This window comes from Vibrio sp. 10N.222.52.B12 (genome assembly GCF_002875385.1).
GTDB classification, from domain to species: domain Bacteria; phylum Pseudomonadota; class Gammaproteobacteria; order Enterobacterales; family Vibrionaceae; genus Vibrio; species Vibrio jasicida.
In genome coordinates, this window is record NZ_MDAW01000111.1 from 1 (window position 1) to 6928 (window position 6928).

Genomic DNA, 6928 nt, shown 5'->3' on the forward strand with positions numbered 1-6928 from the left:
AGGCGCTGTGCGGTAGCTTTTATATTGCGTTACTCACACCTTAGCAAGGCGTTATAAGCCCTTAGGAGTAATATGATTCATACATTTGTACCAACACTAGAAAAGCCGAGTGATACATCATCGGCATGGTATAGAAATTTTCACAATTCGTTTTATGTATCGCAGTTAGTCAATAATGTCTTGCTATCGTACATGGATAGCTTTATTGAGATCGTAAAATTGGAAGAAATTATCATAACTAACCGTCAAGAGTTACTAAACAAAGGTGTTCTCTCATTCGATGATCGTTTTGATATAACCTATCTCGATAGGCCTAAAGCCTATAATTATGATGTTGAACAAGGTCTGAAAGAGCTAGTCGAAAAGTTTAGGGCTACAGCAAAAGAGCACCATCATATGCTCCATTGTATGGGAGTTGATATCGGCGGTTATATGGATAGAGAAATTGATATTTCGCTTAGTGAATTACAAAGCTCGATAGATGCGGAGGATTGGTATCGCGTTGTTAAGGGCTTTTTAAATGTTTGGGAGTTTCTATTTTTATTTAGTATTACTGAAAGTACATTGAAAACGATAGTTGGTGATTACAAATACAATACCACAGATTTGATTAGTAAAATCATAAAAATAAATAAGAAGATTGAACCAGAAATGTGTCAAAATCATAATATGAATAAACCATTTATGCTGAGTCTGTGGTCATTATATACATCACTGAGAAATGTATACTCTCATACGCATGGTGTTATTTCTATAGAGAATAAACAATCGTTAATTGTAAAAGGAAGTGCATTTAAAAATGAATTTGAAAAAGCATTTCATCAAGATATTATGCTCAGTACATTGATTGTTGATACGCAAGATATTTTTGATTTCGAAAATTTATCTATCAACAAGTTTTATCTTATTCCTGATCATGAGCTTAATATATTTAGAAATTTTGTTTCAGAATTAATGCTGGTATTGGATAGGTTTGAGAGTGAACCGGGCTTATAACAAAGCATTTAAGAGTGATTCGCAACGCTTGGCGTTTTCGCTTCGCTCAAGTATAGCCAAGCGTCGCTCACACCTTAATGCGGCGTTAGGGCTCAGGAGGAAACATGAGTGATATTGAAAAGGAAATGCCTGAATCTGGGAAAGGTAAAAAAGTAGCTAGAGGTGCGCTCCAAGCTGCGGGCGGCGTTGTTCCATTTGTTGGTGGCGTTTTTTCTGCGATTGCGGGAGCTTGGTCTGAAAATGAACAAGACAAGGTAAACAAATTCTTTCAGCACTGGGTCCAAATGTTAGAAGACGAGTTGAAGGAAAAAGAAGAAACCATTGTGGAAATCATGGCGCGCTTAGACTTGCAGGATCAGGCAATCTCCGAGCGTGTCGATAGCCGTTCTTATCAGTCTTTGGTCAAGAAAACATTTAGAGAGTGGTCTTGTGCTGAAAGTGAAGAAAAGCGCGAATATATCAGAAATATTCTAGCTAACGCTGCAAGTAGTACAGTTTCTAGCGATGACGTTATTCGAATGTTTATTGATTGGATCAACCAATATTCAGAAATGCATTTCCAAGTTATAGCCGCTATTTACAACAGTAATGGCATTACTAGAGGGCAGATTTGGACTAAGATTGGCAAAGGTATTGTTCGAGAAGATTCTGCTGACGCAGACCTATATAAACTTCTAATACGAGATTTAAGTACTGGGGGCGTTATTCGACAATACAGAGAAACGGATTATTTCGGAAATTTTGTACCTAAGACTCCGCAGCGTAGACCCAAAGGGAGTGGACCTAAACCTCCAGTATCAGCTTTTGATGACGTGGAAGGCTACGAGCTTACGGCTTTAGGTCAGCAATTTATTCACTATGCAATGACAGACCTACCTTTGAGAATTGAGTTCAACTCAACTGAGCCCTAACAAATTGCTTAAGAGTGATTCGTAACGCGTGGCATTTTTACTATGCGGTGGCTTATGGTGATTAAGGCGCTGTGCGGTAGCTTTTGTATTGCGTTACTCACACCTTAGCAAGGCGTTATGTTTACTTGCAATTCAAAGGCTTAAATTTCTTAGGCTCTAGTTCTTTGTCCCTCTGGCAATTCATCCCTAGTAGACTCAGCAAATCCGCATTGTTGGCCTAAGTTCTTGAATCACTTAGGCCGTAAAACATGCCAATGTTCGTGGGTTGCTTCATTGTCAGGTCGTGGCGGTTGGATTCTTTTATAACTGGCTCAAAGTCGCTTCTAGGTTCTTTACCAAGTAGCATTTCGGCTTGGCAGTAGCCTCGGCAATTCAGCATTGCTTTGCGCTTTGGTTGGAAAGAAAGGGCGCTGTTTGTCACTCAGTCGGGTTGCCTCATTGGGCAGGGAATTGGACTTACTTGTTTTAGGTTGGTCGCCTTTGGCGGCCAAGTCGGTTCTTGCCTTGTGGCTTAGCTCAGAAAACTGGTCTTAAATGGCAGTTCTTTCTCAATTAAATCATGCGTTTGTGGTAAAACATAACAATCTGTTTAAGAGTGATTCGCAACGCTTGGCATTTTTGCTATGCGTTGCGTTTTATGTTTAAGGTGGTATGCAGGAGCTTCGGTATTGCGTTGCTCACACCTTAACAGGGCGTTAGCAATATATATTAACAAAGGAGATAACATGGAAAATAGGAAAAGCTTTAAAATTGTTGCTAAAGCGAAGCGAGTACAATTTGAGTATTTTGCGGAGTTTGAAACTGAAGGAGTACCCAAATTTGAAGGCAAGGACGAAGTACTGATTCCTGGCGAACCGGACATAGAGGAAGTAAAAAGAAAATTAGAAGATGTGGTCTACAATAAGCTAATTTCTCACTTAGAGCGTAATAAGGCACCGAAAGATGTTGTTCTTCGAGAAGATCCAGTACTGACAATTTTGGAGTCATCTACTCTAAAAAATGAAATTACAACTATGCCTAAGTAAATATTGCTAACAAACTGTTTAAGAGTGATTCGCAACGCGTGGCATTTTCACTATGCGTTGCGTTTAGTGTTTAAGGTGGTATGCGGACGCGTCGGTATTGCGTTGCTCACACCTTAACAGGGCGTTATACATTTAGGTGATATAGTGGCAAAAAGAACATCAATTCCTAAAAAAGTTAAAGAAGTATTGAGAGAAGAAGTTGGTTTTGGGTGTCCGGTAAGAAATTGTGGAAATCCATATTTGGAATATCACCACTTTGATCCGCCTGTACACATAAAGCCTCATAACGACCCTCATGGCATGATTGCACTCTGCGCTCAGCATCATAAGAAAGCTGATGGTAGTGCATATACAAACGAGCAATTGCATGCTTTTAAAAAGAATAAGGTTAACTCCAAATATGTAAAAGGTAACCTCGAATGGCTTCGTCAGGATATGCTGTCCGTTGTAGGAGGAAATCTATATTATGAAACACCTGTGCCAGTTCAAATAGATGGTCATAAACTTGTTTCTTTTAAGCGTGATTCTGATGGCTACCAACGATTAAGCGTTAACATGTTGAGCCTTATGCCCGAAGAAAGACTGATAATCGATGAAAATTCATGGGAGAACATAGGTTCTCCCACAGACCTCCGTTCACCACCACAAGGCAAGGAACTCGAGGTTAGATATAGCAACGGTGATTACCTTTATCTTCGCTTTTTTGAAGTGGCAACAGCAGAAAAACTAAAAGCAAAGTATGCAATCGCAGATACTAGTGACTTTAATTTTCCCCTTACTGTCGTCGAGATCAATTTTGCGATTGGTGGCACTAACATTGATTTTTCCCATAGCGGTTCGCAAGTTATGGGTTTAAATGTATCTGCTAGCGTTGTGAGTCACTGTGGAGTCGGTTTTTCCATTGAAACTGGGATTAATTGGTTACAAAACCCTAAGTGGAAACTTGAACAAAAATATGAAATTGAAGATAGCAACGTAATTAGAGTCAGTTTCGGCAAGTAAATGTATAACAAACTGTTTAAGAGTGATTCGCAACGCTTGGCACTTTTACTATGCGTTGCGTTTAGTGTTTAAGGTGGTATGCGGGAGCTTTGGTATTGCGTTGCTCACACCTTAACAGGGCGTTAGCCTTCTCGGGTAAGTGTGTCTTTTGTTGCATAAAAATAAATTTACCAGATAAAATGCTTTAACTTTCCTAACCATTTAGCAAATATGAAATTAAGTCATACTAAACACAAAGAAATCATCGATAAGGTTGAGGCTTTAAAATACGATGGGTATCCATTGATCACCAAAGAACAAGAGTTGACGGATTTTCTCAACGAATTAATGCCTGATGTCGATGGTGATATCAAAGATCAGTTAGTCGAGCACTTTGTTGAGGGTAAACCAGTCGATTGGAGTTTTTATGTGCCAATTTTATTACAAGCAGTAACGTATCACTTTGAGTCCAAAGGCTAACAAACTGTTCAAGAGGGATTCGCAACGCGTGGCATTTTCACTATGCGTTGGTTTTAATGTTTAAGGTGGTATGCGGCGGCTTCGGTATTGCGTTGCTCACCCCTTAACAGGGCGTTAGGCATCAAGGAGGGTGAATGAATCGTCGAGAGAACAAATATCTCATAGCATCTTCAGCGAGTTGCTTTTTGGCAGCATTAGCTCATTTGGGATGTATTGTGTTTGGAGCTGACTGGTATCGAATATTCGGGGCTGGGGAAACGATGGCACAAATGGCAGAGCAAGGACTTTGGTACCCTACATTGGTCACGCTTACAATAGCAGCAATTTTGTGTTTCTGGGGCACGTTTGCCTTAGCGGGGGCGGGCGTAATAAAGAAACTTCCATTTACACGTTCCATTTTAGTAGTGACAACAGGTGTTTTTCTCCTGAGAGCATTTTCATTTCCAGCACTAATGCCAAGCTTTCCAGATAATTCCTTAACTTTTTGGTTGGTAAGTTCAGGTATCTGTTTGTTAATAGGTAGTTTGTTTGCAGTGGGTACAAAGCAAGAGTGGTCGAGGCTCACTCAGGCAAATGCCTAACAAACTGTTTAAGAGTGATTCACAACGCTTGGCATTTTTACTATGCGTTGGTTTAAGTGATTAAGGTGGTTTTCGGTGGCTCTTGTATAGCGTTGCTCACACCTTAACAGGGCGTTATATGGCTAATATAAGTACGCCTCAATTTATATGTGTTTAGTTTCATATCTGTACTCTAGATCACGATCATTTATTTCTTGTTTGCCTAGTATGTTTGTGTTGACAAACTAAAGGAGGGGCTGATGAGTAGAGAGTTAACGATGTATATTAGGAATGATTCTAGCTATGACTTAAAGAGTTACAATATTACTCATACTTGGAATGGACATAGTAACAACCTATCGGGTAGCAACTTAGCTAAAGGACACCGGTCGAATGGGCAGGCTATTACCTCAGGGTATAACGAGCACGACTGGTATACTGTTCAAGTAACCTTTGCTGATACGAAAGAATCAGTCAAGATGACAGATTTCTATTGTGATAGTTCCAAATCAGAAAAGAATGTAACGTTGTATATTCATGACAAGTATCTTGATTGTGCGTATTCTGAAAGTAAGTCTGATCCAGATAAGCATAGCTCGTCTTGTAACAAGAAACATTGGACATAGTGTATATATGGTTTAACCGATATTCGCCATATAACAAAGCATTTAAGAGTGATTCCCAACGCTTGGCATTTTCAGTTCAACGTTGGGTTTCGTGTTTACGGCGCAATGGTTTAGGTCAGGTTCTAGCGTTGCTCACACCTTAATGCGGCGTTAGCCATATTCAGTAGTTCGGAGAAAGTTTTTGTTAAAAAGTTTATATAAATATGCTTCACCACATCCACAGATTTTCGATAATCTGCTGATACGAGCAAGCCAAAGATATTCTTTGAATGATCCATTTGAGTTGCGTCCATCGAGTGGTAATGTTTTGGAGTCCTTATCAAACGTTGAAATCAATATCGGCTCTGGTTATAAGCCATCTTATGATGACTACGGCATTATATCGTTTACAGAGACTTATAATAATTTGTTAATGTGGGCTCATTACGCAAATGAGCACAAAGGGATTGTTATTGAATTTGATCTCACAAAGCTCAACTTCAATCGATATCAAAGCTATCCAGTTTTTGATAATAATGAAGAAGACGAAATGTTTGCGAGTGATAACCCAATCATCAAAGAACTAAATGAGGGACAAGTTCAAAGGGTTCTCTACAACCATAACCGCCCTAATGAACAAAAATATGAAAACATCCTTGAACATTTCTTAGTTAAAAGTGATGAGTGGATGTATGAAAAAGAGCACAGGGTTATCGTCCCTCTAATTACCGCAGAATGTATCATTATTAGGAAATCCTATCTGGAAGTAATAGATGCTGTATTGGAGCTAGACTACAACTATGTTGTCAATGATTTTGGAAATGGCATGGTTCTGGTTTCTTTTGATAGTGCATTGCGTGCTGAATCTGCAAAATACTATTATTCATCGGACTCGTTGGTAACGGACGAAGAGTTTTTCCAGTCATTCAAACTGGCATTCTTAGGGGAAATTCTTTCAACTTTATCAAAAGACCCATCAAGTATATTTCTCTATAAATTACCTGCAAGCTCAATCAAAAGAGTGTTTTTCGGTTGTCGAATGTCCGAAGTGGATAAAAAAGTCATAATGCGTAATATCGAGCGTAATGAGTTACTACAAGAAGTTTGTTTCACTGATGTCACAACAAGTCAGTCTCGGTTCGAGTTAGACTTCACAAAAAAATATGGCTAACAAAGCATTTAAGAGTGATTCGCAACGCTTGGCAGTTTCGCTTCGCTCAAGTATAGCCAAGCGCTGCTCACACCTTAATGCGGCGTTATTTCCGCAACGGATCTCTCAGGCTGTATGTACGTGGTTGTAGCCTAAGAGTGAAAGTGGCGGGGTAATAGGGTGGAAAAGCGGCGAAAAGGGCGAAAAGGGCGAATATTGG

7 protein-coding genes are annotated in these 6928 nt (G+C 39.5%); all 7 read left to right on the forward strand.

Annotated features, from left to right (window positions below; genetic code table 11):
* The first annotated feature begins 72 nt into the window (after positions 1 to 72).
* The 7 genes from BCT11_RS09845 (at position 73) to BCT11_RS09910 (ending at position 6729) form a co-directional block, all read left to right on the forward strand.
* Positions 73 to 996 carry a hypothetical protein gene (locus BCT11_RS09845; RefSeq protein WP_102388246.1) on the forward strand — a complete coding sequence of 308 codons (924 nt, stop codon included), beginning with the start codon at positions 73 to 75 and terminating at the stop codon, positions 994 to 996.
* Between the two features lie 104 nt (positions 997 to 1100).
* Positions 1101 to 1907: a hypothetical protein gene (locus BCT11_RS09850; RefSeq protein WP_102388247.1), complete on the forward strand. Its 807-nt coding sequence runs from the start codon at positions 1101 to 1103 to the stop codon at positions 1905 to 1907.
* A gap of 725 nt (positions 1908 to 2632) precedes the next feature.
* Complete coding sequence (locus BCT11_RS09870; protein WP_102388249.1) at positions 2633 to 2932, forward strand: hypothetical protein; 300 nt, start codon at positions 2633 to 2635, stop codon at positions 2930 to 2932.
* 144 nt (positions 2933 to 3076) lie between these two features.
* Complete coding sequence (locus BCT11_RS09880) at positions 3077 to 3934, forward strand: HNH endonuclease signature motif containing protein (RefSeq protein WP_102388251.1); 858 nt, start codon at positions 3077 to 3079, stop codon at positions 3932 to 3934.
* Between the two features lie 210 nt (positions 3935 to 4144).
* On the forward strand, positions 4145 to 4393 hold the full coding sequence (locus BCT11_RS09890; RefSeq protein ID WP_102388252.1) for a hypothetical protein: 249 nt from the start codon (positions 4145 to 4147) through the stop codon (positions 4391 to 4393).
* Positions 4394 to 4527: 134 nt separating this feature from the next.
* A complete protein-coding gene (locus BCT11_RS09900; RefSeq protein ID WP_102388253.1) occupies positions 4528 to 4974 on the forward strand; it encodes a hypothetical protein in 447 nt (148 codons plus the stop codon).
* Between the two features lie 786 nt (positions 4975 to 5760).
* A complete protein-coding gene (locus BCT11_RS09910) occupies positions 5761 to 6729 on the forward strand; it encodes a DUF2971 domain-containing protein (protein WP_133152147.1) in 969 nt (322 codons plus the stop codon).
* Positions 6730 to 6928: the final 199 nt, after the last annotated feature.